This window comes from Collinsella sp. AM28-11LB (assembly GCF_003469895.1).
GTDB lineage: Bacteria > Actinomycetota > Coriobacteriia > Coriobacteriales > Coriobacteriaceae > Collinsella.
The window spans coordinates 73,429-98,058 of the sequence record NZ_QSKJ01000009.1 but is presented as its reverse complement, the minus strand read 5'-3'; the positions used below and the strand labels follow the sequence as shown (position 1 = coordinate 98,058).

The 24,630-nt window shown below is 59.2% G+C and carries 25 protein-coding genes; 10 read left to right on the top strand and 15 right to left on the bottom strand.

All coding sequences use genetic code 11. The features are described 5' to 3' along the window. Positions 1-151: 151 nt before the first annotated feature. The 4 genes from DW732_RS07815 (at position 152) to DW732_RS07800 (ending at position 3,228) form a co-directional block, all read left to right on the top strand. Entirely contained in the window at positions 152-673 is a 522-nt protein-coding gene (locus DW732_RS07815; RefSeq protein ID WP_117743461.1) for a Rep family protein, read from the top strand. Positions 674-736: 63 nt separating this feature from the next. Continuing rightward, positions 737-1,342 carry a hypothetical protein gene (locus DW732_RS07810; RefSeq protein ID WP_117734894.1) on the top strand — a complete coding sequence of 202 codons (606 nt, stop codon included), beginning with the start codon at positions 737-739 and terminating at the stop codon, positions 1,340-1,342. A gap of 72 nt (positions 1,343-1,414) precedes the next feature. Further along, positions 1,415-2,620, top strand: a complete 1,206-nt coding sequence (locus DW732_RS07805; protein WP_199569772.1) for a site-specific integrase — start codon at positions 1,415-1,417, stop codon at positions 2,618-2,620. Between the two features lie 161 nt (positions 2,621-2,781). Then, complete coding sequence (locus DW732_RS07800) at positions 2,782-3,228, top strand: low molecular weight protein-tyrosine-phosphatase (RefSeq protein WP_117743459.1); 447 nt, start codon at positions 2,782-2,784, stop codon at positions 3,226-3,228. Positions 3,229-3,398: 170 nt separating this feature from the next. Here DW732_RS07800 and DW732_RS07795 read toward each other — a convergent pair whose 3' ends face one another. Beyond that, complete coding sequence (locus DW732_RS07795) at positions 3,399-3,728, bottom strand: TIGR04076 family protein (RefSeq protein WP_199568905.1); 330 nt, start codon at positions 3,726-3,728, stop codon at positions 3,399-3,401. Beyond that, positions 3,721-4,545 (bottom strand): PfkB family carbohydrate kinase, encoded by an 825-nt coding sequence (locus DW732_RS07790; RefSeq protein ID WP_117793878.1) that lies wholly within the window; start codon positions 4,543-4,545, stop codon positions 3,721-3,723. Before DW732_RS07790 ends, DW732_RS07795 begins: the two co-directional genes overlap by 8 nt. Positions 4,546-5,006: 461 nt before the next feature. Between DW732_RS07790 and DW732_RS07785 the strand changes: the two genes are divergently transcribed. Genes DW732_RS07785 through DW732_RS07775 form a run of 3 tightly spaced genes read left to right on the top strand, consistent with a single transcriptional unit; the run spans position 5,007 to position 9,241 of the window. Next, positions 5,007-5,513, top strand: a complete 507-nt coding sequence (locus DW732_RS07785) for a MarR family winged helix-turn-helix transcriptional regulator (RefSeq protein ID WP_117746998.1) — start codon at positions 5,007-5,009, stop codon at positions 5,511-5,513. After that, the gene (locus tag DW732_RS07780; protein WP_233505622.1) at positions 5,506-7,329 is read left to right on the top strand and encodes an ABC transporter ATP-binding protein; all 1,824 of its coding nucleotides are present in this window, start codon (positions 5,506-5,508) and stop codon (positions 7,327-7,329) included. Before DW732_RS07785 ends, DW732_RS07780 begins: the two co-directional genes overlap by 8 nt. Beyond that, entirely contained in the window at positions 7,322-9,241 is a 1,920-nt protein-coding gene (locus DW732_RS07775; protein WP_118099228.1) for an ABC transporter ATP-binding protein, read from the top strand. The genes DW732_RS07780 and DW732_RS07775 overlap by 8 nt, the downstream gene beginning before the upstream one ends. Before the next feature lie 669 nt (positions 9,242-9,910). Here DW732_RS07775 and DW732_RS07770 read toward each other — a convergent pair. Continuing rightward, positions 9,911-10,375 carry a LysR family transcriptional regulator gene (locus DW732_RS07770; RefSeq protein WP_118099227.1) on the bottom strand — a complete coding sequence of 155 codons (465 nt, stop codon included), beginning with the start codon at positions 10,373-10,375 and terminating at the stop codon, positions 9,911-9,913. Between the two features lie 363 nt (positions 10,376-10,738). Here DW732_RS07770 and DW732_RS10110 point away from each other — a divergent pair, with 363 nt between their 5' ends. Both DW732_RS10110 and DW732_RS07760 read left to right on the top strand, forming a co-directional pair. Continuing rightward, complete coding sequence (locus DW732_RS10110; RefSeq protein WP_233539404.1) at positions 10,739-11,125, top strand: hypothetical protein; 387 nt, start codon at positions 10,739-10,741, stop codon at positions 11,123-11,125. Positions 11,126-11,163: 38 nt separating this feature from the next. Beyond that, positions 11,164-13,311 (top strand): Tex family protein, encoded by a 2,148-nt coding sequence (locus tag DW732_RS07760; protein WP_118099226.1) that lies wholly within the window; start codon positions 11,164-11,166, stop codon positions 13,309-13,311. Positions 13,312-14,195: 884 nt separating this feature from the next. On the opposite strand, the gene DW732_RS07755 is transcribed toward DW732_RS07760, so the two are convergent. The 5 genes from DW732_RS07755 to DW732_RS07735 all read right to left on the bottom strand — a co-directional run bounded on the left by DW732_RS07755 (position 14,196) and on the right by DW732_RS07735 (position 18,204). Next, entirely contained in the window at positions 14,196-14,900 is a 705-nt protein-coding gene (locus DW732_RS07755) for a transaldolase (protein WP_233539403.1), read from the bottom strand. A gap of 323 nt (positions 14,901-15,223) precedes the next feature. After that, on the bottom strand, positions 15,224-16,615 hold the full coding sequence (locus DW732_RS07750) for a PTS ascorbate transporter subunit IIC (protein ID WP_117793885.1): 1,392 nt from the start codon (positions 16,613-16,615) through the stop codon (positions 15,224-15,226). Between the two features lie 71 nt (positions 16,616-16,686). After that, positions 16,687-16,962: a PTS sugar transporter subunit IIB gene (locus tag DW732_RS07745; protein ID WP_022094539.1), complete on the bottom strand. Its 276-nt coding sequence runs from the start codon at positions 16,960-16,962 to the stop codon at positions 16,687-16,689. A 75-nt stretch (positions 16,963-17,037) separates the two neighbouring features. Beyond that, the gene (locus DW732_RS07740; RefSeq protein WP_118099224.1) at positions 17,038-17,484 is read right to left on the bottom strand and encodes a PTS sugar transporter subunit IIA; all 447 of its coding nucleotides are present in this window, start codon (positions 17,482-17,484) and stop codon (positions 17,038-17,040) included. A 9-nt stretch (positions 17,485-17,493) separates the two neighbouring features. Continuing rightward, on the bottom strand, positions 17,494-18,204 hold the full coding sequence (locus DW732_RS07735) for a transaldolase (protein WP_118099223.1): 711 nt from the start codon (positions 18,202-18,204) through the stop codon (positions 17,494-17,496). 348 nt (positions 18,205-18,552) lie between these two features. Here DW732_RS07735 and DW732_RS07730 point away from each other — a divergent pair, with 348 nt between their 5' ends. Next, the gene (locus DW732_RS07730) at positions 18,553-19,344 is read left to right on the top strand and encodes a DeoR/GlpR family DNA-binding transcription regulator (RefSeq protein WP_128620070.1); all 792 of its coding nucleotides are present in this window, start codon (positions 18,553-18,555) and stop codon (positions 19,342-19,344) included. 45 nt (positions 19,345-19,389) lie between these two features. Here DW732_RS07730 and DW732_RS10170 read toward each other — a convergent pair whose 3' ends face one another. The 7 genes from DW732_RS10170 to DW732_RS07695 form a co-directional block, all read right to left on the bottom strand. After that, the gene (locus DW732_RS10170; RefSeq protein WP_118099222.1) at positions 19,390-19,788 is read right to left on the bottom strand and encodes an HAD family hydrolase; all 399 of its coding nucleotides are present in this window, start codon (positions 19,786-19,788) and stop codon (positions 19,390-19,392) included. A gap of 44 nt (positions 19,789-19,832) precedes the next feature. Further along, the gene (locus DW732_RS07720) at positions 19,833-20,924 is read right to left on the bottom strand and encodes an alpha/beta hydrolase (protein WP_118099221.1); all 1,092 of its coding nucleotides are present in this window, start codon (positions 20,922-20,924) and stop codon (positions 19,833-19,835) included. Between the two features lie 2 nt (positions 20,925-20,926). Next, positions 20,927-21,871 (bottom strand): aldo/keto reductase, encoded by a 945-nt coding sequence (locus DW732_RS07715; protein ID WP_055251950.1) that lies wholly within the window; start codon positions 21,869-21,871, stop codon positions 20,927-20,929. Positions 21,872-21,968: 97 nt separating this feature from the next. After that, a complete protein-coding gene (locus tag DW732_RS07710; protein WP_118099220.1) occupies positions 21,969-22,805 on the bottom strand; it encodes a PTS system mannose/fructose/sorbose family transporter subunit IID in 837 nt (278 codons plus the stop codon). Beyond that, positions 22,802-23,596: a PTS sugar transporter subunit IIC gene (locus tag DW732_RS07705; protein ID WP_199412185.1), complete on the bottom strand. Its 795-nt coding sequence runs from the start codon at positions 23,594-23,596 to the stop codon at positions 22,802-22,804. Before DW732_RS07705 ends, DW732_RS07710 begins: the two co-directional genes overlap by 4 nt. A gap of 64 nt (positions 23,597-23,660) precedes the next feature. Continuing rightward, positions 23,661-24,164, bottom strand: coding sequence for a PTS sugar transporter subunit IIB (locus tag DW732_RS07700; protein ID WP_055251944.1), 504 nt, complete (start codon positions 24,162-24,164; stop codon positions 23,661-23,663). A gap of 29 nt (positions 24,165-24,193) precedes the next feature. Then, positions 24,194-24,622 carry a PTS sugar transporter subunit IIA gene (locus tag DW732_RS07695; RefSeq protein WP_055251942.1) on the bottom strand — a complete coding sequence of 143 codons (429 nt, stop codon included), beginning with the start codon at positions 24,620-24,622 and terminating at the stop codon, positions 24,194-24,196. Positions 24,623-24,630: the final 8 nt, after the last annotated feature.

The window sequence follows — 24,630 nt, the reverse complement described above, 5'->3', positions numbered from 1 at the left end:
CGCGCAGCAAAAGCGGACCCCGTCGATTGTTCCATTACTTGAAATTCTGCTCATTTATGCGCCTTGGGGAGCTTGTTATCCCAAGGCGCACCCTCGGGCGCGTTCCAAAATCGTCCCGAAATAGCTCATTTACGAGAAAGGACTCGGAACCATGACCAATTCTCTGCCCATGAAGACCCGCGCGATGATGTACGAGCAGCAGCTCGATCACCTGCCCCGTCTTGTGGACGAAATGTACCGAAGAATCGAAACACTCGCCCCGAAGCGCTATGCGGGCATCGTGCACGACAGCGACACGACGGACGCGGGACGTCCGGCAGCCGCGCATCTTCACGTGATGATGGAGTTCCAGAATCCGCGCTCGCTCAATAGCATCGCGAAGCTCCTTGGAGATAAACCTGAGCGCATCGAGGCTTGGAAGGCAGGTGTGGAAAACGGTTTTTCCTACCTGTGCCACAGAACGGATGGCGCACGATCCAAGCATCAGTACGACCCCAAAATCGTGCGCTCCAATTTCGATTACCCAGCGCTACTTGCTTCTATTGAGTCGCGCGTTGCTCGAACGAGGTCCCATAGCAGCATCAAAGTCCTTCTCGATGACCTTCTCGAAGGTCGTATCGACAAGGAGTCCTTGATCTCTCAGCTCTCCGGATCCGAATATGCCCGGACATAGCGTCAGATCGAAGACGTTTATGCACGCCGCCTTCAGGTTCAGGCCCGGGAATGGCGGGGGTTGATGCTCAAGGGCGAAAGAAGGGTGGAATCAGTTTGGATCTTCGGGCCTGCTGGAACGGGGAAGTCCACCCTCGCAAAGCTCTATGCGAAGCGGAAGGGCGAACCGTTCTTCGTCTCTGGATCTACGAGAGACATCTTTCAGGGGTATGAGGGCAAGCACACGGTGATTCTTGACGAACTTCGTCCCTCATCCATCCCCTACGCCGACCTGCTTCGCATCACGGATCCCTATGCGATGGAGCATGAGGTGATGGCACCGTCCCGATATTCCGACAAAGCGATAGCCGCCGATCTCGTAATCGTCACGACGCCCTACAGCCCCTTGGAATTCTATGGAGAACAGATGCGCCGATCCGCGACTTATCGTCCGCAAAACGATGTCGACGGATTTGGTCAACTTGAGAGGCGCCTCTCCGTCGTTGCGGAGATGCAGACGAGGGAGATCTGTCTCTCTGAGTTTAGGCACGATCTCGACGGATACTGGCCGGTCGAAGGTTCCTCTCGTACAAACCCATATTCGAGTTATGCGCGAGGACTCGCCCCCTCGTCCTGCGCCAACGCTCTTTATAAAGAGCTTCTCGACACCGTTTCGCACTTGACAGCTTAACCAATCGGGCCCCGTGCGATAATCTTGAAATATCGCATCGGGGCTCTTTTCTGAACAGGAAGGAGCCTGCTAGTGACTGTGAGAAAAGACAGCAAAGGGCGAATCCTCAGACGCGGGGAAAGCCAGAGAAAAAACGGCCGTTACTGCTTCAAGTATGTGGATGCAAGAGGTAAAACGCGGAGCGTCTACTCGTGGACCTTGACAACTCATGATCTAACTCCGAAGGGGAAGAAAGCCAGTCCGTGCTTGCGCGCGTTGGAGCATGAGATCCAGCGCGATCTGCTTGATAAGGTCGCGCCGAACAATATGACAGTCTACGAACTCGCATCTCGTTACACTGAAACAAAGACTGCCGTGAAACAATCCACTCGAGCCGCCTACAAGACAATCCTCAATTTTCTTGCTACAGATGAATTCGGCTCGCGACGAATATGCGGTGTCACCTCCCTTGATGCCAAGGAATGGCTCATCAACCTGCAAAAAATCCACGGCAAGCGCTATAGCACAATCCATAGCATCCGTGGTGTTCTGAGACCGGCGTTTCAACTGGCAGAGGAGAACAGCCTGATTCGCCGAAATCCCTTCTATTTCGAGCTCGCAACGATACTGACAAACGGCATGGTTACACGCAAGGCCTTGGCCACTAACCAAGAACGCAGATTTCTTGCTTTCGTGGAGGGCGATGAACACTTTCACCGCTATCGTGACGCCATCTACATCCTTCTAAATACGGGCCTGCGCATTTCTGAATTCTGCGGTCTTACCGTCGAAGACCTTGATTTCAAAAACGGAAGCATTCGGGTAAACAAGCAACTTCAGCGGACCAGCAACATGCGATACTACATCGAACGTCCCAAGACGGAGAGCGGGATCCGCTATGTTCCCATGACTCAAGCCGTGACAGAGTGTTTCAGGAGTATCCTTGCGCAACGTCTAAAGCCTTCGAGTGAGCCGGTCGTTGACGGTGTTAGCGGTTTTCTGTTTCTTGATAAAAACGAGATGCCGCGTGTTGCCCTGCACTGGGAGAAGTACTTCCACCACGCGATAGAGAAACATAATCGCATCTACAAGGATGAGCTTCCCAAAATCACACCACATGTCTGCCGACATACCTTCTGCTCGAAGATGGCACGCAGGGGAATGAACCCTGCGAAGCTAAAATGCATCATGGGCCACTCCGACATCAACGTGACTTTTAACACATACACCCATCTTGATTTCGACGACGTCAGAGAGGATATGCTGAAAATTGGATGCAAAGGACGGTCAACATTGTGACAACAAGTCGTAAACCCTCGTTCTTTACGACAATTCTTACGACGCTGGAAAGAAGAATAATCCGCTCATTTATGAATCAATTTGATATTCTGTCCTTGACGAGGGATCAAAAAGCAGTGCGATTATCTGCGAAAACTCTGATATTCGAGAGGTTTTAGCCAATGCGCAAAATCCTATTTGTCTGTCATGGGAACATCTGTCGCTCGACGATGGCTGAGTCGGTGTTTGCCGAGCTGGTGCGCCGTGCTGGGCGCGAGGCGGAGTTCGTCATTGATTCTGCCGCGACCTCGACCGAGGAGATTGGCAACCCTCCGCATCATGGCACCGTCGCCAAGCTGCGCGAGGTCGGGATTCCCGTCGTTGCGCACCGCGCGCGCCAGGTTCGTCGCGCGGAGTATGGTGACTGGGACCACATCGTCTATATGGATGCCGAGAACGCGCGCGGCCTGCGTCGCATCTTCGGCGACGATGCCGACGGCAAGATTTCGCGGCTGCTGGATTGGACCGATCGCCCCGGCGACGTCGCCGATCCCTGGTACACCGGCAACTTCGATGCCACCTACCGCGATGTGCTCGCCGGCTGCACGGCCATGCTCGAGCAACTGTAGGCGCCCGGGCGGCGCGGATGCGTGAGCCACGCCATCGGCATAAAATGAGCGTGGATAATCTCCCGCATACAAATTGAGCGTGGATAATCTCCCACTTTGAACGCAAAACGGCGCTCTAAACGGGAGATTATCCACGCTCATTATCTTGGTGGGAGAAAATCCACGCTCGATTACTCGTCGACGATCTCGGCGAGCCAGACGTTCAACGTATCGACCTCGGGGCAGCAGAACTTTGCCGTGCCGGGCTCGTTGCCGGGCACGGTTCCGCCATAGCGCAGGATATCGATATAGGGAAAGCCCACGTGACAGGCCATGGCGCACATCTTGCCGCGATCGCGGTCGAAGTCGAAGACGTCGCCGGGCTTGTGACCATGGTGGCAGCGGCACGCACCCAGCTGATCCACGCAGCTCACGCGGATACGCGGACGCTTGCCACGCGGCGCGCCGAGCGGCCTGTTCTCGCCCGCAGGCTTGACGCCGCTCTCGTCAGCATTACTCATGGTCAATCACATCCAGGCAGGCCTCGATGGGCAGGCCGGCGGACTTGTCCTCTTGGTCGGCATTGCGCTCGATAAGCTCAGCCACCACACGCATGGCATCGGCCGTTGCGCGCTGCAGGCTCCAACCGGCCATCACGCGACCGACGAGCACCGCCGAGAACGTGTCGCCCGTGCCCGGGAAGTAAACCGGGATCAGGTCGAAGGGAATCGTGAAGTACTCCCCCGCCACGTGGTCGTAACCGATGACGGCGTTCGTGCCGTCGACCACAGCGCTCGTAATGACCACCGACTTGGCTCCCAGCGCGCGCATGGCGTCCACAAGGACGCGGGCCTCGTCAGGCGTGATTTGCTCGGCGATGGGCGTGTCGGTGAGCAGGCAGGCCTCGGTGTAGTTGGGCACCGCATAGTCGGCGCACTCGAGCAAGTGCCTCATGAGGCCGATCGTGGACTCGGGAACACCGGCATAGAGTTTGCCGTTGTCGCCCATGATGGGATCGACGAACACCTTGGTGCCCTTTTGCGCGCGGCGGTGACAAAAGTCCGAGATGATACGCGTCTCTTCCTCGGTCACGATAAAGCCGGTCGAGATAGCGTCGAACTCAAAGCCGAGCTCTTCCCAGATGGCGAGGCTCTGGCGCACGTACTCCGTGGTGTCGTGGATGTAGAACTTAGGATAGTTGAGCGTATCGGACACAAGCGCCGTCGGCAGGTTGTGGATGCGGTAGCCCATATGCGACAGCACCGGCAGCATGGCGGAAAGCGCGACCTTGCCGTAGCCGCACATATCGTTGATCAGCAGCAGCTGAGTGTTCTTCATGAGAGTCCCCCCTTGGGTCGGGAGCGGCGCAAAGTCGCCACAGTGCGACTAAGTGTAGCGCAGGGACCGTTGCGAGCAGGCGCCAGGGCCGCGAAGAGCGCATTGTTGCGGAAAGGTTTCGGAAAATGATCCCTTTTCCTCCGTCCCCCACGGATCATTCCAACATGTAAACGTCGATGTTTTGGCAATGCCAGCGAGCGGGTCGCATTTGAGGCAAGGTGACGTGAAACGAAAGGGTGCTGACCTTCTGGTCGCGCCCTTGAAGTTGAACGTCAGATTGTCCAAATGCGGCCCGCGCAGCGTCGGCTGGTCCGCCGTTCGTTAGAACGGCGGGACCAATAGGTTTGGTAAAACCGCGCAACAACTACTTTGGTACCTTGACATTCCTGTATAGCACTCCTAGATTAGTTAGGCACAAAACAATCCCACTACCTAACTAAAGAAAGGAGCGATACGAATTCATGTGCGATGAACCCCTTAACCTTCGTCCGCACGAGCCCGGCGGCGACCCGTCGCAACCGGCAGACGTGCCCGAAGCAGTTAACGGCGAAGACAAGCTCGCCAAGCGCATCCTGAGCGGCCTAGGCTTTTGCGGCCACTACATGCACTTTCACGGCGGCGGCGTGTCCGGCAAGGCGCCCATCGTCTGCCTGCTTGCCAAGCAGGAAAACGGCGAGATGTCGCAGCAGGAACTCGGCATGCACTTCGACCTCAAGCCGGGGTCGCTTTCCGAAATCTTGTCCAAGCTCGAGTGCGCCGGCATCATCGAGCGCAGCCGCAATCCAAAAGATCGCCGGCAGCTCACCATTCGCCTGACCGAGATCGGCTGGGAGAAGGCCCGCATCGACCAAGCCGCCCGCATCCGCTTTAGAGAGCAGGCCTTTAGCGCCCTCAACCACGACGAGCGTGAACAGCTCGCCGAGATGCTCGAGAAAATCCGCGTAACCTGGGAGGAACTGGATGATTAAAACCCTTATGGGCAGCATCCGCGATTACATGAAGGTCACGATCGCCACGCCGCTGCTGGTGCTTGGCGAGGTAATCTGCCAGATGATGATCCCGTTTATCACCGCCGACATGATCGATGCCATCAAGGACGGCACTGCCGTTACCGAGATGCTGCCCACCGCCGGCCTTCTCGTACTCATCGCGCTGACGTCACTCGCCTTTGGCGCCGCCGCGGGCATCACCTGCAGCCATGCCAGCTGCGGCTTTGCCAAGAACCTGCGTCGCGACCTGTTCTACAAGATCCAGACGTTCAGCTTCGCCAACATCGACGAGTTCTCGAGCTCCTCGCTCGTCACGCGCCTCACCACCGACATCAACAACGTGCAGCAGGCCTTTATGATGCTCATCCGCATCGCCGTGCGCTCGCCGCTGGTGCTGGTCTTTGCCTTTACCATGGCATACGCCATGGGCGGCAGCGTCGCCATGGTCTACCTGGTCATCATTCCGCTGCTGGGCTTTGGCCTGTTCTTTATCATCTACAAGGTACGTCCGATCTTTGCCCGCGTGTTCCACAAGTACGACGCCCTCAACGAATCCGTCGAGGAAAACGTCACCGGCATGCGCGTGGTCAAGAGCTATGTGCGCGAAGACTTTGAGAAGGAGAAGTTCGCGACCGCTGCGCGCGACGTCCAGATGGACTTCACCCGCGCCGAGAAGCTCCTTGCCTTTAACAACCCCATGATGAACATCTGCGTCAACGGCGCGTTCGTCGTCATCATCTACCTGGGCTCCAAGCTCATCATCACGAGCCAGGGCACCCTGTTCGACGTGGGCCAGCTCTCCTCCATCTTTACCTACGGCTTCCAGATTCTGATGAGCCTAATGCAGCTGTCGATGATCTTTGTCATGGTAACCATGGCAGACGAGTCGGCGCACCGCATTACCGAGGTGCTGGCCGCCGAGCCCACGATCGCCAACCCGACCGAGCCCGTGCACGAGGTTGCCGACGGCTCCATCGACTTCGATCACGTGAGCTTTAAGTATTCCGAGTATGCCCGCCGCCAGGCGCTCGACGATATCGACCTGCATATTAAGAGCGGCGAGACCATCGGCATTATCGGTGGCACCGGCTCGGCCAAGTCGACGCTCGTGAACCTGATCGCCCGCCTGTACGATGTCACCGAGGGCACCGTGCGCGTCGGCGGCGTAGACGTGCGCGACTACGACCTGGACGCGCTGCGCCACCAGGTAGCCATGGTCCTGCAGAAAAACGTGCTGTTTAGCGGCACCATCGCCGAGAACCTGCGCTGGGGCGACCCGAACGCCACCGACGAGGAAGTCCGCGAGGCCGCACATCTGGCCTGCGCCGACGAGTTCGTCGACGGCTTCCCCAAGGGCTACGACACCTGGATCGAGCAGGGCGGCTCCAACGTTTCCGGTGGCCAGAAGCAGCGCCTGTGCATCGCGCGTGCCCTGCTGCGTCGCCCCAAGATCTTGATCCTGGACGACTCCACGAGCGCCGTCGACACCAAGACCGACGCCAAGATCCGCGAGGGCCTGGCGAGCTACCTGCCCAACACGACCAAGCTCATCATCGCCCAGCGCATCAGCTCCGTGCAGGACGCCGACCGCATCATCGTCATGGAGGGCGGCCGCATCAAGGACATCGGCAACCACGATGAGCTGCTCAAGACGAGCGAGATCTACCGCGAGACCTTTACCTCGCAAAATAAGATGAGTGCCGAAGGCGAGGACGCGGGCGAGACCGCCGCAGCCGACACCGAGGCATCCGCACCGCAAGCTCAGACCCAGGAAGGAGGCGAGGCACATGAGTAAGGCCGCTACCGCCGAGCGCGCGCGCAACCGCAAGGGCGGCACCATGACGCGCCTGATCAAGATGCTCTTTGGCTTCTACCCGGTGCTTTTGCCCCTCGTCGTCGCCGGCGTTGTGCTCTGCGCCATCATCAACTCCATCGGCGCGACGTTTCTCCAGAGCGCGCTGCAGGTCATTAGCGAATCGTGGCAGTCGGGCGACTGGACGGCCGCGCAGCCCAAGATTCTGAAGCTCGTGACCACCCTCGGCTGCATCTACGCCGTGGGCGTCGCCTCCTCGCTCTTCTGGAACCGCGCCATGGCCGTCATCACGCAGGGCTCGCTCGAGAAGCTGCGCGAAAAGATGTTCAACCGCATGCAGGACCTGCCGATTCGCTACTTCGACACGCACCAGCGCGGCGACATCATGAGCCACTACACCAACGACATCGACACGCTGCGTCAGATGATCAGCCAGTCGCTGCCCAACCTGCTCATGACGATCATCGTCATCGTCACCGTGTTCTTCATCATGCTGTATTACAGCGTGTGGATGTGCCTGGTCATCATTGCCGGCGTCGCCTTTATGACCTTTATGACCAAGCTGCTCGGCTCCAACTCCGCGCGCTTCTTTATCGCGCAGCAGACCGAGCTCGGCGTGGTCGAGGGCCATATCGAGGAAGTCATGAACGGCCAGAAAGTCGTCAAGGCGTTCTGTCACGAGTCCGCCGCCGAGGCCGATTTTGACGAGCGCAACGAGAAGCTCTTCGAGGTCTCGCAGAAGGCCAACATGTACGCCAACATCCTCATGCCGATCCTCGGGAACCTGGGCGACTTGCTCTACGTGCTGGTCGCGCTGACCGGCGGCATCTTCCTGGCGCTGGGCGTGCCCAACCTGAGCCTCTCGGGCATGGCGCTCTCCATCGCCGTCGTGGTGCCGTTCCTCAACATGACCAAGCAGTTCTGCGGCCAGATCGGCCAGATCTCGCAGCAGATCAACGCCGTGGTCATGGGCCTTGCCGGCGCCGAGCGTATCTTTGAGCTACTCGACGAGGAGCCCGAGGCCGACGAGGGCTACGTGACGCTTGTCAACGCACAGGTGAACCCCGACACCTGGCAGCTCGAGGAGGCCGACCACCGCACCGGCATGTGGGCCTGGAAGCACCCGCACCGCGCGACCGGCGAGATCGAGTACGTGCCGCTGCGCGGCGATCTGGTCATGGATAACGTGGACTTTGGCTACACGCCCGACCACGAGGTGCTGCACGGCGTGTCTGTGTACGCCAAGCCGGGCCAGAAGGTCGCGTTTGTCGGTGCCACCGGTGCCGGTAAGACGACCATCACCAACCTCATCAACCGCTTCTACGACATCGCCGACGGCAAGATCCGCTACGACGGCATCAACGTCAACAAGATTCGCAAGTCCGACCTGCGTCGCTCGCTGGGCGTGGTGCTGCAGGACGTGAACCTGTTCACCGGCACCGTGATGGACAACATCCGCTACGGCAACCTGGACGCCACCGACGAGGAGTGCATCAAGGCGGCCAAGCTCGCGGGAGCGGACGACTTTATCACCCGCCTGCCCGACGGCTACGACACCATGCTCACCGGCAACGGCGCGCAGCTGTCGCAGGGCCAGCGCCAGCTGATCTCGATCGCGCGCGCCGCCGTCGCCGATCCGCCGGCGATGATTCTGGACGAGGCCACGAGCTCCATCGACTCCCGCACCGAGGCAATCGTGCAGGCGGGCATGGACAAGCTCATGGAGGGCCGCACGACGTTTGTCATCGCACACCGCCTGAGCACCGTGCGCAACTCCGACGCGATCATCTGCCTGGACCACGGCCGCATCATCGAGCGCGGCAACCACGACGAGCTGATTGCCAAGCGCGGGTATTACTATCAGCTGTATACGGGTGCGTTTGAGCTCGAGTAGGTAGGTTTGTTTCACGGAGGACCCCCAGGCGGGCCGGGGTGTAACCTCCGTGCTCAAACATTCTCGCTGCGCTGCGAAACTGCGCGCGGAGGTTACACCCCGGCCCGCCTGGGGGTCCTCCTGCGCGCAATCAGCCCGTCGTTTAGAACGGAATAAAAGCAAGTGAGGCCCTGGCCAGTTGGCCAGGGCCTCGTTTTTTAAACTGCACAAGGGCGGATTCGGCTGGTGAATTATCGGCCCAAAAATCGCTCTGGATCCTCGAGGAGCTTTGGGAGCGATTCGACCGCATAGAGGGGCAAGTCGATGATTGCGCCATCCCGAGATGGTTTACCCGCCGAGAAACGAATGGCCAAATCATAATCAAATCGTTTAATACTCGCCGCTAGGCTTTTCGCCTTAAGGTTGGTCCCCGACTTCACCTCGACGGGAACCGCACGCCCACTATGGGTTTTGGCAATTATCATAGGGATACGGCAACAAGACATGCCAGTTTTCATAGGCTAAACAACCATAGATATGGCGGCTTTCATAGGGAAAGCAAGCTTTTTATGGCTATTTTCTTACGTTTTTTCCGGGACGGGGATTTAATCATCATTGTGTACCGAATGATTATTCAATCCCCGTCCCGGAAAAATCATCCTCAAGTAGCTAAAAAAGCCCCGTCCCAAATTAGCTATTGAGGAGTTGGGCCATGGCGTTGACGAATTTTTGGACTTGGAGGGTGGGCTCGAGCGGGTAGTGCAAGAAGACCGGCACCTCGCGGCCGCACAGGAACGGCACGCCCACAAAGGCCGGGTGCACGTCCGTCCACATCGACAGCGTCTGGCGCCCCGGGCACATCATCGACACGCCCACGCGCACGGCGCCGCCATCGCCCGCCGCGCGTCGGGCGCGACGCAACGCATCCTCAGACTGGCGCATGATCGAGCGTGCGCCGTCCACCAGCAGAGCACCCGCCGGCGTCACTTTGACGCCCGAATGTGAGCGCTCGAACAACGTGATGCCAAACTCGGCCTCGAACCCCGATACCTGTTTGACGAGCGCCGGCGTCGACACGCGCAATTTTGCCGCGGCGCGCGAGAAGCTTCCCAGCTCTGCGGCAGCCGAAATAGCCTCAAGTCGTCGATCGTACACGTCATCTCTCCGTTTTCGCACGTACGGCCACACGGTGCCGTAGGGGGTCGTTTTCGCAGGTCACGCGCTCAATCGGATACAAATCGCATCAAGCGGTATGAACCTACGGTTAACGCCATTCTAACAAATATGCAATTCACCTGCGCAAATTCAAAGCATACGATAACCAGCGAAAACCACGTGGGTCGATTAATGGGAGCGGCCCACAGGGAGGTTCAAGAAGGGAAGTTCCTATGAGCAACTGGCTTAAGCTCGATCGACGCCGACGCTTACTTCATCGGCGGCACTAAGGGCGCCCTGTCGCTGCCCCGCCTGCACCAGTTCTCCTACGACGGCACCTCCAACTGGCACAAGCCGCTGCAGATGGAGATTCCAGCCGTGGACCCGGCACTGCCGCACAAGATGCAGCTCAAGCACTTTGTGAAGGTTGTCCGCCGCGAGGTCGAGCCCGTCGTGACGCCGGTCGACAACGTCAAGACGCTCACGCTTCTCAACGCCATCAAGGAGGCCGCCAAGACCGGCCAGCTCGTCGAGCTGTATGCCTTAAGAGCGGGCCGCGGCAAACTCCCCGCCGAGCGTCTCGGCCCGCCACCAACAAGCCCCTCTTCTTTGCCCCGCGAGCAGCCTCCTGCCCGCGGGGTATTTTGCTACGTTGCCGACGTTTTTTTCTGGGGCGGGGGGCTATTTCGCACCTCGGCTTGGTTCGTTCGCCCCAAAACAGTCTTTTGGGACAGGTGGTATCCTTGGTAGCCCTGTGTCGCAAACGCACCTTAAACGCAAGGAGTCCCATGGATCTTATCGCCCAGCTCGCCCGCGAGCTCAACCTTAAGGCCGCCAACGTCGAGGCGGCCGTCAAGCTCATCGACGATGGCAACACCATCCCCTTTATCTCGCGCTACCGCAAGGAAGCCACGGGTGGCATGGACGACGTCGCCCTGCGCGCACTCGACGAGCGCCTGTCCTACCTGCGCAATCTTGAACAGCGCAAAGAGGACGTCATCCTGCTCATCGATGCCCAGGGCAAACTCACGCCCGAGCTTGAGCAGCAGATTCGCGAGGCCACGCAGCTCCAGCGTGTCGAGGACCTCTACAAGCCCTTCCGCAAAAAGCGCATGACTCGCGCGCAGAAGGCCCGCGAGGCCGGCCTGGAGCCACTCGCCAACATGATCATCATGCAGGCCTCGGCCAAGGGCAGCGCGCTCGACACCGCCGCGGCATACGTCAACGAGGAGGCCGGCTTCGACACGCCCGAGAAAGCGCTCGCCGGCGCCGCCGACATCGTGGCCGAGACGGTGGCCGAGGACCCCGAGAACGTCGCCGACCTGCGCGCCTTTACGCAAAACACCGCCGACATCGTCGTCGAGGCCACCGACCCTGCCGAGAAGACCCCCTATGAGCCGTACTACAACTTTGACGAGCCGCTGCGCCATATTCCCAACCACCGCGTGCTGGCTATCGACCGCGGTGAGCGCGAGGGCAAGCTCCGCGTGCGCGTGAACGTCGACGGCGCTGCCGCCACGGCACGCCTCGGCAGCCGTTGGCCCCGACGCCAGGGCGTGTTTGCTCCCATCTTCGATGCCGCCATCGCTGACGGTTACAAGCGCCTCATGGCCCCCTCGCTGGAGCGCGAGGCCCGCGCCAAACTCACCGTTCGTGCCCAGACCGAGGCCATCAACGTCTTTGCCAAGAATCTTGAGGGCCTGCTCTCGGCACGCCCCGTCCGCGGCGCCCGTGTGCTCGCGCTCGATCCGGGCTACCGCACCGGCTGCAAGGTCGCCGTCATGGACGAGACCGGCAAGCTGCTCGACCACAGCGTAGTCTACCCCACCAAGCCGCGCCACGACGTCGCCGGCACTAAGCGCGAGCTCGCCCGCCTCGTCAAGAAGGACGGCGTCAACACCATCGTCATCGGCAACGGCACCGCCAGCCGCGAGACCGAGGAAGTCGTCTCGGAGCTCATCGCCGAGCAGGCGCCTGGGCTGCGATACACCATCGTCAACGAGGCCGGCGCGTCGGTGTACTCCGCCTCCGAGCTCGCCAGCCAGGAGTATCCCGACCTGGACGTCACCGTGCGTGGCGCCATGAGCCTGGGCCGCCGCCTGCAGGACCCGTTGGCAGAGCTCGTCAAGATTCCGCCCCAGTCCATCGGCGTGGGCCAGTACCAGCACGACCTTGACCAGGCCGAGCTCTCGCGCGCCCTGGGCCACGTGGTGGAGGACGTCGTCAACCGCGTGGGCGTCGACGTGAACACCGCGAGCGCGAGCCTGCTGGGATACGTATCGGGCATCACGCCGAGCGTGGCCAAGAACATCGTGGCCTACCGCGAGGAAAACGGCGCCTTTACCGATCGTCGCCAGCTTAAGAAGGTTCCCAAGTTAGGACCCAAGGCATATCTCAACGCCGCGGGCTTCCTGCGCATCAGCGGCGGTATAAACCCGCTCGATGCGACAAGCGTCCACCCCGAGAGCTACGAGGTGGCCACGGCCGTCCTGGAGCGCGCCGGCGTTAAAGCAAGCGAGCTCAGCCGCGGCGGCGTGCCCGACATCGAGCGCCGTCTGGGCAGCATCTCGGCGCTGGCAAGCGACCTGGACTGCGGTACCCTGACGCTCATCGACATTGTCAACGAGCTCAAGAAGCCCGGCCGCGACCCGCGCGACGACGCGCCCGAGGTGGTCTTTAGCCGCTCGGCACTTTCCATCGACGACTTGGAGCCCGGCATGGAACTCAAGGGCACGGTGCGCAACGTCGTGGACTTTGGCGCCTTTGTCGACGTGGGCGTGCACCAGGACGGCCTCGTGCACATCTCCAAGCTTGCCAACCGCTTCGTCAAGCACCCGAGCGACGTGGTGCGCGTCGGCGACACGGTCAAGGTGTGGGTCGAGAAGGTCGATCGCGACCGCAAGAAGATCTCGCTCACCATGGTGCGGGGCAAATAGGCCGCTGCAGACGCTCGGCGGGTCCCATTCCGCCGAGCGTCTCTCCTTCTAAAGCGATTTGGCGATATCCCGAAGTGCGAGACGCCGTTTCCGCTAATCCTCACCTGCAATTTTTGAGATATTCGGCCTCGCTGGGCCGCGATAACACTTCTTCAAAGTGCAAGCTCAACAAATAGACATCAGATATTCCACAAACGTCCCATATCTGCACCCGCAGAGGTGCGGTACGGGACGTTTTTCAGCCATATTGGCAATCTTGACGGCACTCTGAGGCCGAATATCTCGATTTCTGTTGGTGGGACACTTATGGGCACGAGCCGCAAAGACCTCGTTTGCCCGGTAGAGCTGTTCAACCACGTCAAGTATGAGATCTTACATGCGCGGAACAAAGGATAATCGAAAGGCCTTGAGCGACTTGCGCGTCGCCCCGAACACATAGCCGGCAGGGTCCTTTTCCTTGGCGATGACTGCCAACTCGGGGCCGGATCGTTTTCGATACTTGATAGATATGGATTAGAAGATCATTAGATTACAGGTTGATCCATGATGCGGAACCGCGTTGTCCACGCGATGCCGTCGGAGCCCACGCCGCCGTCCGAGGTGACGCCGGACGCGTAACACGAATCGTCATCCGGCGAACGAAGCCGCCAGTGGCACGCGGCGTTGCCATCCGAGCCCAGCCCCATTACTGCCCGAGACAGTTGGCGGGGTAGTACTGTCGACCCCCATCGGAATAAAGGTAGCGATTCAGCTCAGGACCTACCGACGGGTTCGCGTCGGCAGCCCCGGCCTTTCCTTTGCCTAGCGCGACCCTCGCGAAGCGCGTGAGCGATAGGGAAAGGAAAGGCCGGGGCGAACAATCCGCGACGCAGCCAGTGTTCGCGTTACGGCAGGATATGGAAACCGAGCGCCGCGATATCCTTGGCAAAGCCGCGCACGGTATCGAGCGAGACCTCGTACGGGTCGCGGCCGATGTTCTTGCGCTTGGCCAGAATGCTGTTGGGCACCGTGATGATCTGGCAGCCGCAGGCCTGCGCCTGGTAAATGTTGATAAGTTCGCGCGTGGACGCCCACAGAACCTCGCAGTTGGGCTTGGCGGCGGCCTTCTTGACCGACTCTGTCATAAACGGAATGGGATCGACACCCGTGTCGGCGATACGGCCGGCAAAGAGCGAGATGATAGACGGCGTCTCGGCGTCGACGGCGTCGACCATCTCGTCGACCTGCGCGGGCGTAAAGATGGTGGTGACGTTGACCTTGATGCCGTCGGCGGAAAGCTTGCGCACCAACTCGGCCGTGGACTCGCCCTTGATGGTCACGCACGGAATCTTGACATAGACGTTCTCGGCCCAGGCAGCGATCTCGCGGGCCTCGATCTCCATGGTCTCGACGTCGTCGGCAAAGACCTCAAACGATACGGACACATCGGTGATGTGGGCCAGGACCTCCTTGGCAAACGCGCGGTAATCCGTCACGCCGCCCTTCTTCATAAGGGACGGGTTGGTCGTGAAACCCTGAACGTTGCCGTTCTCGTACATGTCGAGCATGCCCTCGAGGTTTGCACCGTCAGCGAACACCTTGATTGCCATCTGCCTGATTCCTTTCGTTAGCATACGGGCGTGGAACTGCTAAACACTTTATCTACGTTTATCAAGGCGTGAACTGCGGTTTTTTATCTTCTCGGCGAACGGTTTTGTGGTTTTACCATTTTTATTAAATCAACCCAGCGGCAAAACATTTTTGCCATTAATCGCAATTAATTCCATTCACGGCGCAGAGGCGATGCTTCGTCAGCGCATTTTCATAACCGCTCCAAATAAAAAGCGGTGACGCCTCATTTGAGACGTCACCGCTTCCGTGTAGGAGCCGGTTATCGGAGCTCCGCCCGATTAGGGCTTAACGTATGCCTGGATTACTCTTCCTCAACGTGATTGATCACAGCACCCTTGGTGTGGATGAAGTTGGGGACGAAGGCAACGACCAGAAGGACAGCGAGAATCGCGTAGACACCGGTGGTACCGAAGGCCTCGGCAGCGCGGCCAAGCGTAATACCAATGACGGAGAAATCAAAGTCGCCAAACGTAGTGTTCTTGAAACCAAAGACGTCAAGAACGGGCAGGAGCAGAGCCGGGGCAAAGGTGATGAGCAGGCCGTTGACGAAAGCGCCAAGAGCTGCGCCCTTGCGACCGCCGGTAGCATTGCCGTAGATACCTGCGGTAGCACCGCAGAAGAAGTGGGGAACCATGCCCGGGATGATGAAGATGCCCAGGGTAGCACCCACGATGAACATACCGACCACGCCACCGATAAAGGAGGCAACAAAGCCGAGGATGACGGCGGTGGGAGCATAGGGGAAGAAGACGGCACAGTCGACGGCGGGGATGGCGCCGGGGATCAGCTTGTTGGAGATGCCCTGGAAAGCCGGGACCAGGTCGGCGAGGATCATGCGGACGCCGTTATAGACGATGGTGACACCGACGGCGAAGGACAGAGCACAAGTCAAGGCATAGACAATCACGTTGTCGCCACCAGCGGTCTCGGTAACAACCGCGGGATCCGCAACATAAGCGGCAAATGCGGTAACCAGGTAGAAGAAGGCCATGGTAAGAGCCGTGGAGATGGTGGTGTCGCGCAGGAAGGAGAACTTCTCGGGAACCTCGATCTTCTCGGTGCTGTTTTCCTCGGCGTCCTTAGCAAAAAGCGTACCGACTGCAGCGGAGATGTAATAGGCGAGTGAACCGAAGTGGCCCATGGCGATTTCATCGCCATCGGTAACCTTCTCGGTGAAACGCTGACCAACGGCGGGAAGCATAGCGCTCACGAGGCCCAGGAACATGCCGCCCACGATGACAAGCTGGACATCCTGGAAGCCAGATGCCTGCAGAACGGCAGACAGCAGGCAAGCCATAAACATGCTGTGATGGCCCGTCAGGAAGATGTACTTAAACTTGGTAAAGCGGGCAATGATAATGTTCACGACGTAGCCGAGAATCAGGATCATCATGGTCTGAACGCCGAGGACGCTCTGAGCCATCGAAACGACGACCTCGTTGTTGGGCACGACGCCGGTGATGTGGAAGCCGGTCTCGATGAAGGTGCCCAGCGGAGCAAGGTTCTCCTGGACAACAGCAGCGCCGGCAGACAGCATGATGTAACCAAGAATGGGCTTCAGGGTTCCCGTCATCACCTTGTGGGCAGGGCGCTTGAGCGCAACAAGGCCCACAAAGGCAAACAGACCCATGATCCACGCTGGCTTGGTCAGAATCGATTGGATAAACTCAAGTATGGGAAGGATGGCTTGCATCTGCGCTTCCTTTCTCTCTAACGTGGGCGCGTTTCCCTCTTCCACAGGGAACCGCCCTTTTTTGTGCCGCTTTAGGCGTTAGCGGCAGCCGCCTTGATTGCCTCGAGGGCGTCTTCGCGGATCTTCTTCTTGTTCACATAGCTGCGAACGATCACAACGTTGCCGTGGAGCTCGGGGGCGAGCTCCTTAACGGTGATGAACAGATCCGGATTTGCGGAAGAAGCACCGTTCAGGTCCATAGACTCAACGTCGGCCTTGATGCCCTCCTCCTCGCAAAGCTCCTCGACTTTGCCAGCGAGCATCAGGCTAGACCCGATGCCGTTTCCGCATACGGTGATGATATGCATGGCAACCTTCCTCTCCTACACGTGACGGTTTTCCGTCTATCCAAAAGCGGCGACGCATCGCCGTGCCATTAAGGCCTAAAAGAATGAACGCATGGTCTCCAAAACCTGCTCGGGCGTATCGCATGCGCTGAGCTTGGCAACGCAGTCCTCGTCCTCGAACATCTGCGAAAGCTCCGCCAAGCAGCCAAGATGAGCCTTGGGGTCGGGCGCGCAAATACCCACGAGCACGTGAACCGGATCGAAATCCTCGTGTCCAAACGCAACGGCTGGGTCAAGCGTGACGATACAGATTCCCGCTTCACTCACATTGCCATCTGCCTGAGCGTGGGGCATGGCGATGCCCTCTTCCAAGACCATATAGGGGCCGAATTTGTGAACCGATGAAATCATGGCGTCGACATAGCTCTGATCGCATTTGTCGGCATCAACGAGCAACTTACCGCATGCCCTGATCGCTTCCTCCCAATCGGAGGCCTTGACGTGGCAGGCAACAAGCTCGGGCTTAAGAAGATCGGTCAGCATGCTCGTCCCCTACTCCTCGGGCAGGATATGAAAACCAAGCGCCTGAATGTCGCGGGCAAAGCCCTTGACCGTATCAAGCGAGTACTCAAGCAAATCTTTCCCGAAATTCTTGCGCTTGGCAAGAAGGGCATTGGGGACCGTAATGATCTGGCATCCAACGGACTCCGCCTGGACGATATTGAGGACCTCGCGCGTAGACGCCCAGAGAACCTCGGCAGCAGGCTTAACGGCAGCCTTCTTTACGGACTCCGCCATGAGGGGCAGCGGATCGACGCCGGTATCGGCAATGCGACCGGCAAAGATGGACAGAATAGAGGGAGTCTCGGCAGAGACGGCATCGACAAACTCGTCGACCTGCTCGGGCGTGAAGATCGTGGTGACATTCACCTTGATGCCATCGGCGGAAAGACGCTTGACCAGCGCTGCAGTGGACTCGCCCTTGGTGTTGAGCGCCGGGATCTTAACGTAGACGTTGTCTGCCCAGGTTGCAATCTCGCGAGCCTCGGCTTCCATACCAGCCTCGTCGTCAGCGAATACCTCAAAAGAAACCGACACATCAGTAATGTGCTCAAGAACCGTCTTGGCAAAAGCGCGGTAGTCAGTCACGCCACCGGCCTTCATAAGGGAAGGATTGGTCGTGAAGCCCTGAACGTTGCCATTGTCATGCATGTCAAGCATGCCTTCGAGGTTAGCGCCGTCGGCAAACACCTTAATCGCCATGTTCGGTCCTTTCTCATCTAGCACTATTGCTATCGAAAGCCTTCTTCTTTGTTTCAAAAGCTTTTCGGTTTTCTTTTATAAACCATTTCAAAAGATATCGAAAGCTCAATTGTCAACTTTCCGTGAACGGTCGAATATCGGGTGTGAACGTACTTCTTTTGGGCGGCACCTTCAGAATGAGACTCTTTATAGCCCGTCTACGTGCGGACTATCTACTACGCATGCATTTGTGACATGCCATTCCGTTCCTTTGATTCATTCGAATTTGCCTTGTTCTTTTCATATCGATACGTTATATTTCGATTACGAAAGGCGCATCTTTTACCTTTTGTTCAAAAGGAGCGGCATATGGCATCTACTTCAGACCTTTCACCGGCCGAGCGTCAGCGATTTATCATGAATTGGCTGGCCGAAAAGCCAAATATCTCGGTATCCGACATCGTCCGCCGTTTTTCGGTTTCGGAAGTCACCGCACGACACGACCTCATCTCGCTGGAATCCGAAGGCAAGCTGCGCCGCGTACGCGGCGGAGCGGTATCGCTTTCTCGCTCCAACGCAATCTCGTATCCCGAGGAGCGCATCAATGTCCAAGTCGAGGCCAAGGAGGCCATCGCCGCAACCGCAGCAACTCTTGTTGATGATGGCGATGTTCTGGTAATTGATATCGGCACCACAGGCTTTTACTTCGCTAAGGCCCTCATGGACAAGCGTGAGATCACCATTATCACCGGCGATCTTGCAATCGCGAACTACGCCAGCTTCAATCTCCCCAATGCTTCGGTAGTGCTGCTGGGCGGCTCCGTGCGCAAGGGCCACCTCTATCTCGCGGGCGCACTGACGCTCGACTGCATGAGCAAACTACATGCCGACAAGGCGTTTGTCAGTGCTGACGGATTCCACCCCGACCACGGTTTTACCGTCGAGCACGACTTCTCGGCCATGATCAAGCATATGTACCTTACCAACTCAAACCAGGGCTACATGATGGTTGACCAGGGAAAGTTCAACAAGACCAGTTTTTATCAGTCCGCGCAGATCGATGACCTCGACGGCATCATCGTTGATGGAGACAACGAGGGCATCATGACGGCGGCGATCGAGAGCAGTCGCAGTCATCCCAAGCTCTATATTGCAAAATAGCTCAAATGGCCGGGTCGCCCCCACTGCGGGCGACCCGGCCATTTATTAAATCAACCCGAAATGCTGCATGGCGGTGACGGTGCCGTCGTTCGCGACATCGTCGGTCACGTAGTCGGCGACCGCCTTGACCTCGGGCATGGCGTTGCCCATGGCGACAGCCATCTCGACAGCGGCGAGTATGCCCAGGTCGTTGCCCGAATCGCCGAAGCCAAAGGTGCGCGCGTTACGGCTGCATCCCAGATACTCCAGTGCTCGCGCCACGCCCACGCCCTTGTCAATGCCCTTGGGGCTCAGCTCGCGGTTTGCTTGCTGGGCTCGCTTGGAAGATCGGCGGTAAACGCGTCTCCCAGTCAATCCGGCACCGCCGAGGCAAACCCCACACGCGCCCGCCGGCAAGCGGCACGCGCCCGCCAACGCAAAGGTCCGGCGGGACGCACCTAGCATCCCGCCGGACCGTCACTCGTCCAGGAGGTCGCCGCGACGAGCCCCTAGATCTTCGCAAGCTCCTCGGAGATGACGCGACAGACATCCTCAGCCTGAGGCATCACGCCGTACATCTCGAAGAAGCCGTGGTCGCAGCCGCGATAACGAATCGCAGTGACGTCAACGCCCGCATCCTGCAGCCTCTTCGCGAACAGCTCGTCCTGATGGCGCAGATAGTCATACTCGGAAGAGATGATGACCGTGCGGGGGAACGCGCTCACGTCCTCCGCGAACAGCGCGGAAATCAGCGGGTCGAGCATCTTGTCCGCATCGCCGTTGACGTACATGGGCGGAAGGTCGTTGTTGGCGAGGCGAATGCGATCAACCCTGCTCAGCGCCTCGGGCCTCTGCTCATCCACGACCTCGTACAGGTCATAGGACCACTCATCCGGAACGGGACCGCCATCAACGAGCGGATAAAGCTCGACAACCGCCTTGATCCTATCCGCGTGAGAGCCCTCGAGCACGACGGCATTCGACAGGCTGCCACCCGCAGAGTCACCAGCCACGGCAATGCGAGTCGCATCAACGCCCAGCTCGTCAGCGTGATCGACAAGCCAGTCGAGCGTCTTCACGCAGTCCTCGACGCCACCCGGGAACATCGTCTCGGGAGACAGGCGGTACTCCGGATAGATCGCGACGCAACCCGTGCGCTCCACGATGTCGCGCAGGCAGTTCTCGTACTGGCCGATGTTGCCCACCATGAACCCGCCGCCATGGATGAACACGAGCGCGGCAGACCCATCCTCGTGCCCCTCCGGCGTGAAGATGTGCAGCGGAATGCCCTTGTCGCCGAAGTTCATGACGACGGTCTTCTTGGCAACGTTCGCGCCCCTCACGACGTGGGTCTCCTTGTTGGGCGCGGAGCGCCACGCGATCACGTCCACCGGTCCGGCCGGCGCCGACCCCGCCGCAGGAGCCGCAGCGAGCTTCGCGTGCGCACGAACATAGACGCGCGGATCGAGCACGTGCTCGCGGTCGTCACCCGGCACGGGCTTCAGCATCAGCCTCAGGCCGTTAGGCTCGACAACCTCCCTCGCGCCACTCTCAAGCACCTCAAGCTCGGAAGTGGGGTACTTCCTATCCTCGGCGCTCATGGCTAGCCGATCTTCAGCTCGTCGAGCCTGGCGTCGAGCTTGGCCATCTCGTCGGCGGAAAGCTCCCACTCGAACGTCTCACAGTTCTGAATCGCGTGGGCGTCCGTGCGCACGCCCACGAGAGCGGTGCCCACGTACTCCTTCTGGGTGCTCCAGTTCACGGCAACCTGCGCCACGGGTTTGTCGTGGGCCTCGGCGATCTCGTCCATGACCTTGAGCAGCTCCTGGACGCGCGAGAACTTGGGCTCCCGGAAGTAGTCGTAGAAGCCACCGCGGACGTCGCCTTCCTCGAACTTCGTCAGCTCGCGGAACTTGCCCGACAGGATGCCCGCGCCAAGGGAGCCATAGGTGAAGGAGTCGATGCCACGCTCGTAGCCCCACTTGATGAGGTCCTCGGAGGAGCGGTCAACCATAGAGTAGGGCGGCTGCTGGACGTCAATCTGAGCGACCTTCTCGCACTCCTCGATCATCTCGGTCGTGAAGTTGGAGACGCCGATGTGGCGAATCTTGCCCTGCTCCTTGAGGAGCTGGAGGGCGCACATCGTCTCGGAGAACGGAGTCTTAGCGTCGGGCCAGTGCACGAAGTAGAAGTCGATGTAGTCGGTGCGGAGGTTGCGCAGCGAGCTCTCGACCTCCCTCATGATGTTCTTGAACGAGGAGTCGCGGTCATAGCCGGCGGCGCTGGTGATCAGGCCAACCTTGGTCGAGAGCAGGTAGCTCTCTCTGTCGACGCCCCTGAGCGCGTTGCCGACGACCTTCTCGGACGTGCCGTTGCCATAGCACGGCGCGGTGTCGATGAGGTTGACGCCGTGATCGAGCATGGTGCGGATGGCGGACATGCTGGCGGCGTCATCGTTCTCACCAAAGGAGTCGCCGCCGATCGCCCAGGTGCCCACAGCGAGCTGGGAGACGTCGACATCGGAATTCTTGAGGTGCGTGTAGCGCATGTTCTCTCCTTCTAATGGGGCGGCACGCGTCGAATGTCCTCGATCGCGTGCCGCCGGGAATTGCCTTAAACAAGCTTCGAATGATCCGGAAGCCGCCCTACACGATGCCCACGAGGCCGAGGACGAGCGCCAGAATCATGATGCCAACCAGGATGATGTTGACGTTCACGTTCTTCTTGCGCAGGAGCCAGAGGACGACGAGCGTAAGCCCCAGGGGCACGATGCCCTTGAAGATCGAGTCGAGGTAGGTCTGGATCATGACGGGGTCAGAGTCCTGAACCGGAATGGACAGGATCGTGTTGAATTGGACGTTCGCCGCAGTCATGGCACCGATCATCACGAGGCCAACCGTGGAGGTCGCCTTGGTGATGAGCTTCATGAGACCACCCTCGTACATCTCGGAGATGAAGTTGGTGCCCATGCTGAAGCCGAGGTAGGTCATGAAGTATCGGCAGAGGATCGACGGGATGTTGTAGATCAGCAGGAACATGATCGCGCCGAGGGGCGAGCCGCTCATGGCGAGGTTGATGCCAATGCCGGCAGCGATGACACGCAGGACGCCCCAGAAGATTGCGTCACCGATGCCGGACATCGGGCCCATCAGGGAAACCTTGATGCCGTCGATGGACTCGGTGTTGAAGTCTTCGTGCTGCGAGTTCTCCCTCTCCATGGAGGCGACGAGGCCCATGGCGAACGTGCCGACGTTCTGGGTAATGTTGTACCAAGTCGTGTGACGCTTCATGGCTTCGGCACGGGCCTCGGGGTCATCGGCGTAGTAGCGGTTAAGCGCGGGCTGGACGGAGTACAGCCAGCCGTCGGCGCCAGCCTTGACGGAACCGCCGGCGCAGGAGGCGAACACGGAGAAAGAGCGCAGGAAAATGCTGTTGAGCATCTTCTTGTCTTCAGGGCTCACATTCTTGGTCAGGTTGCTCATGCGAAGAAATCCTCCTCGTCGCTGGTTACAGAGTCGTTGGAAACGGCCTGGGTGGCCAAGCCCTTCTTGGTGAGATCGAAAATCTCCTTGTCGCGGAGGGCGGAGGCAACCGCGATGATGACGCCGAGAACCGCGATGGCGATCATCGGGAGGCCGAGGTACTGGTAGAGCGTGAAGCCCAGGAAGAAGTAGATGCTGAGCTCGGTGCTCCACAGCATCTGGAGCAGGAGCGCCATACCAACGGCGGGCAGGAGGGCGCCCACGGCGTTGAGGCCGCTCATGACATTGGCCGGAATCTGGTTGACGATAGCGGCAACGGGCTCAGCGCCAAGGTAAACGCCGAGGAAGGCGATGAGGCCAAAGGCGGCGTACTTAACGAACCAGAGAACGAAGTGCTGAAGCGCGAGGCCCTTCTCGTTGCCCTCGGCGGCCATCTTGTCAAAGGTGGCGGCGAAGAACGCAAGGAACACGTTGTTCATGAAGATCGAGAGGAACGCGGTGACGACGCCAACGGGAACGGCCAGCGTGATGGCGGCGCCTTGGTCGATGCCGGCGCCAACGGTGAAGGCGACGGCGAGGGCGGTCGCGGTAACGGGCTCGGCGGAGATGGCGCCACCGATGTTAACCGCGCCCATGAAGATTGCCTCGAGAGAGGCACCGATGATGACACCGGTCTTGACGTCGCCCATCAGAAGGCCCGCAACGAGGCCGACCACGAGAGGACGCTCGATCATACACTGACCGAGAACCCAGTTGCCGCCGTAGCAAATCAGCACGGTCAACCAGGCCATTACTGCTAACCCAATCATTTGACTTCCTTTCTCTCATTTCATTTGACCGCCTGGCCAAATCCCCTTATTTCTCCGCCGCCTCGATCAGACTCTTGAGAGGAGTCTTGGGATTGGACGGGATAAGCTGATGGAAAACCGGAATACCCTGCTCGCAAAGCTCCTTCGCGGCCTCGAGCTCATCCGGGTTGAGCATGATCGTGGAGTTGAGGGCGACCTTGCTATCCGGATCGGACTTGTCGAAGCGGCCGACATTGGCAACGTTCACGCCCTCGATCTTGCCCGGTGCGCCTTTAACGAGCTCAAGCACGTCACGCACGCAGTTGGTGAGCGCGAAGATGCGCATGGAGTCCGCACGCGGATCGTTCGCGATGCGGCAAGCATCCGGAACATCCTTGACGAGGAGCTTCTGGCCCGCCGGCGTACCCATGGAAAGCGTCATGCGAAGGGCATCACTCTCCACGGCGTGCTTGTTGGCGACGATGATCCTGGTGGTGTTGAGCTCCTTGGTCCACACCAGGGCGACCTGCCCGTGAATCAGACGGTCATCGACTCGAACCTGAACAATCATTGTTTCCTCTCCTTACTTATTAGTGCTCTCTAATCGAAGAAGTCTCCGTCGGACCCCTCGTTGTCCGCGGCCTTGCTCGGAGGCTCGACGACCTGCATCGTCGCCCTCGCCAGCTCGACGCTCTGCTTGATCGAATCTGCCGTGACCGGCTCAGCGCCGAGGAGCGCCTCGATCACGAGGCCGAGGTTCATACCGGTAACATGGACGATCCCGCGCTTCTCCGGCTCCATGAGGACGACCTTCTGGAAGACGGAGCCACCGTAGATGTCGGTGAAGATGATGGCCTCGTCCTCAGGGCCCACCGAGTCAATAAACGCCTGGATGCGAGGGGTGAAATCGGAGTCGTCCACGTAGCAGTCAACTGCTTCCACCATGTCCGCCATACCGGTCAGGATCTCGATCGAGCTCCTGATTCCGCTTGCGAGGTGACCGTGCGACGCGACAAGAACTTTCTTCATCGAGTCTC

Coding starts and splice junctions, on each gene's coding strand:
- DW732_RS07815 (WP_117743461.1), top strand. CDS start 152: ATGACCAATTCTCTGCCCATGAAGACCCGCGCGATGATGTACGAGCAG.
- DW732_RS07810 (WP_117734894.1), top strand. CDS start 737: ATGCTCAAGGGCGAAAGAAGGGTGGAATCAGTTTGGATCTTCGGGCCT.
- DW732_RS07800 (WP_117743459.1), top strand. CDS start 2,782: ATGCGCAAAATCCTATTTGTCTGTCATGGGAACATCTGTCGCTCGACG.
- DW732_RS07795 (WP_199568905.1), bottom strand. CDS start 3,728: ATGAGTAATGCTGACGAGAGCGGCGTCAAGCCTGCGGGCGAGAACAGG.
- DW732_RS07790 (WP_117793878.1), bottom strand. CDS start 4,545: ATGAAGAACACTCAGCTGCTGCTGATCAACGATATGTGCGGCTACGGC.
- DW732_RS07785 (WP_117746998.1), top strand. CDS start 5,007: ATGTGCGATGAACCCCTTAACCTTCGTCCGCACGAGCCCGGCGGCGAC.
- DW732_RS07780 (WP_233505622.1), top strand. CDS start 5,506: ATGATTAAAACCCTTATGGGCAGCATCCGCGATTACATGAAGGTCACG.
- DW732_RS07775 (WP_118099228.1), top strand. CDS start 7,322: ATGAGTAAGGCCGCTACCGCCGAGCGCGCGCGCAACCGCAAGGGCGGC.
- DW732_RS10110 (WP_233539404.1), top strand. CDS start 10,739: ATGGAGATTCCAGCCGTGGACCCGGCACTGCCGCACAAGATGCAGCTC.
- DW732_RS07760 (WP_118099226.1), top strand. CDS start 11,164: ATGGATCTTATCGCCCAGCTCGCCCGCGAGCTCAACCTTAAGGCCGCC.
- DW732_RS07755 (WP_233539403.1), bottom strand. CDS start 14,900: ATGGCAATCAAGGTGTTCGCTGACGGTGCAAACCTCGAGGGCATGCTC.
- DW732_RS07750 (WP_117793885.1), bottom strand. CDS start 16,615: ATGCAAGCCATCCTTCCCATACTTGAGTTTATCCAATCGATTCTGACC.
- DW732_RS07745 (WP_022094539.1), bottom strand. CDS start 16,962: ATGCATATCATCACCGTATGCGGAAACGGCATCGGGTCTAGCCTGATG.
- DW732_RS07740 (WP_118099224.1), bottom strand. CDS start 17,484: ATGCTGACCGATCTTCTTAAGCCCGAGCTTGTTGCCTGCCACGTCAAG.
- DW732_RS07735 (WP_118099223.1), bottom strand. CDS start 18,204: ATGGCGATTAAGGTGTTTGCCGACGGCGCTAACCTCGAAGGCATGCTT.
- DW732_RS07730 (WP_128620070.1), top strand. CDS start 18,553: ATGGCATCTACTTCAGACCTTTCACCGGCCGAGCGTCAGCGATTTATC.
- DW732_RS10170 (WP_118099222.1), bottom strand. CDS start 19,788: ATGCTAGGTGCGTCCCGCCGGACCTTTGCGTTGGCGGGCGCGTGCCGC.
- DW732_RS07720 (WP_118099221.1), bottom strand. CDS start 20,924: ATGAGCGCCGAGGATAGGAAGTACCCCACTTCCGAGCTTGAGGTGCTT.
- DW732_RS07715 (WP_055251950.1), bottom strand. CDS start 21,871: ATGCGCTACACGCACCTCAAGAATTCCGATGTCGACGTCTCCCAGCTC.
- DW732_RS07710 (WP_118099220.1), bottom strand. CDS start 22,805: ATGAGCAACCTGACCAAGAATGTGAGCCCTGAAGACAAGAAGATGCTC.
- DW732_RS07705 (WP_199412185.1), bottom strand. CDS start 23,596: ATGGCCTGGTTGACCGTGCTGATTTGCTACGGCGGCAACTGGGTTCTC.
- DW732_RS07700 (WP_055251944.1), bottom strand. CDS start 24,164: ATGATTGTTCAGGTTCGAGTCGATGACCGTCTGATTCACGGGCAGGTC.
- DW732_RS07695 (WP_055251942.1), bottom strand. CDS start 24,622: ATGAAGAAAGTTCTTGTCGCGTCGCACGGTCACCTCGCAAGCGGAATC.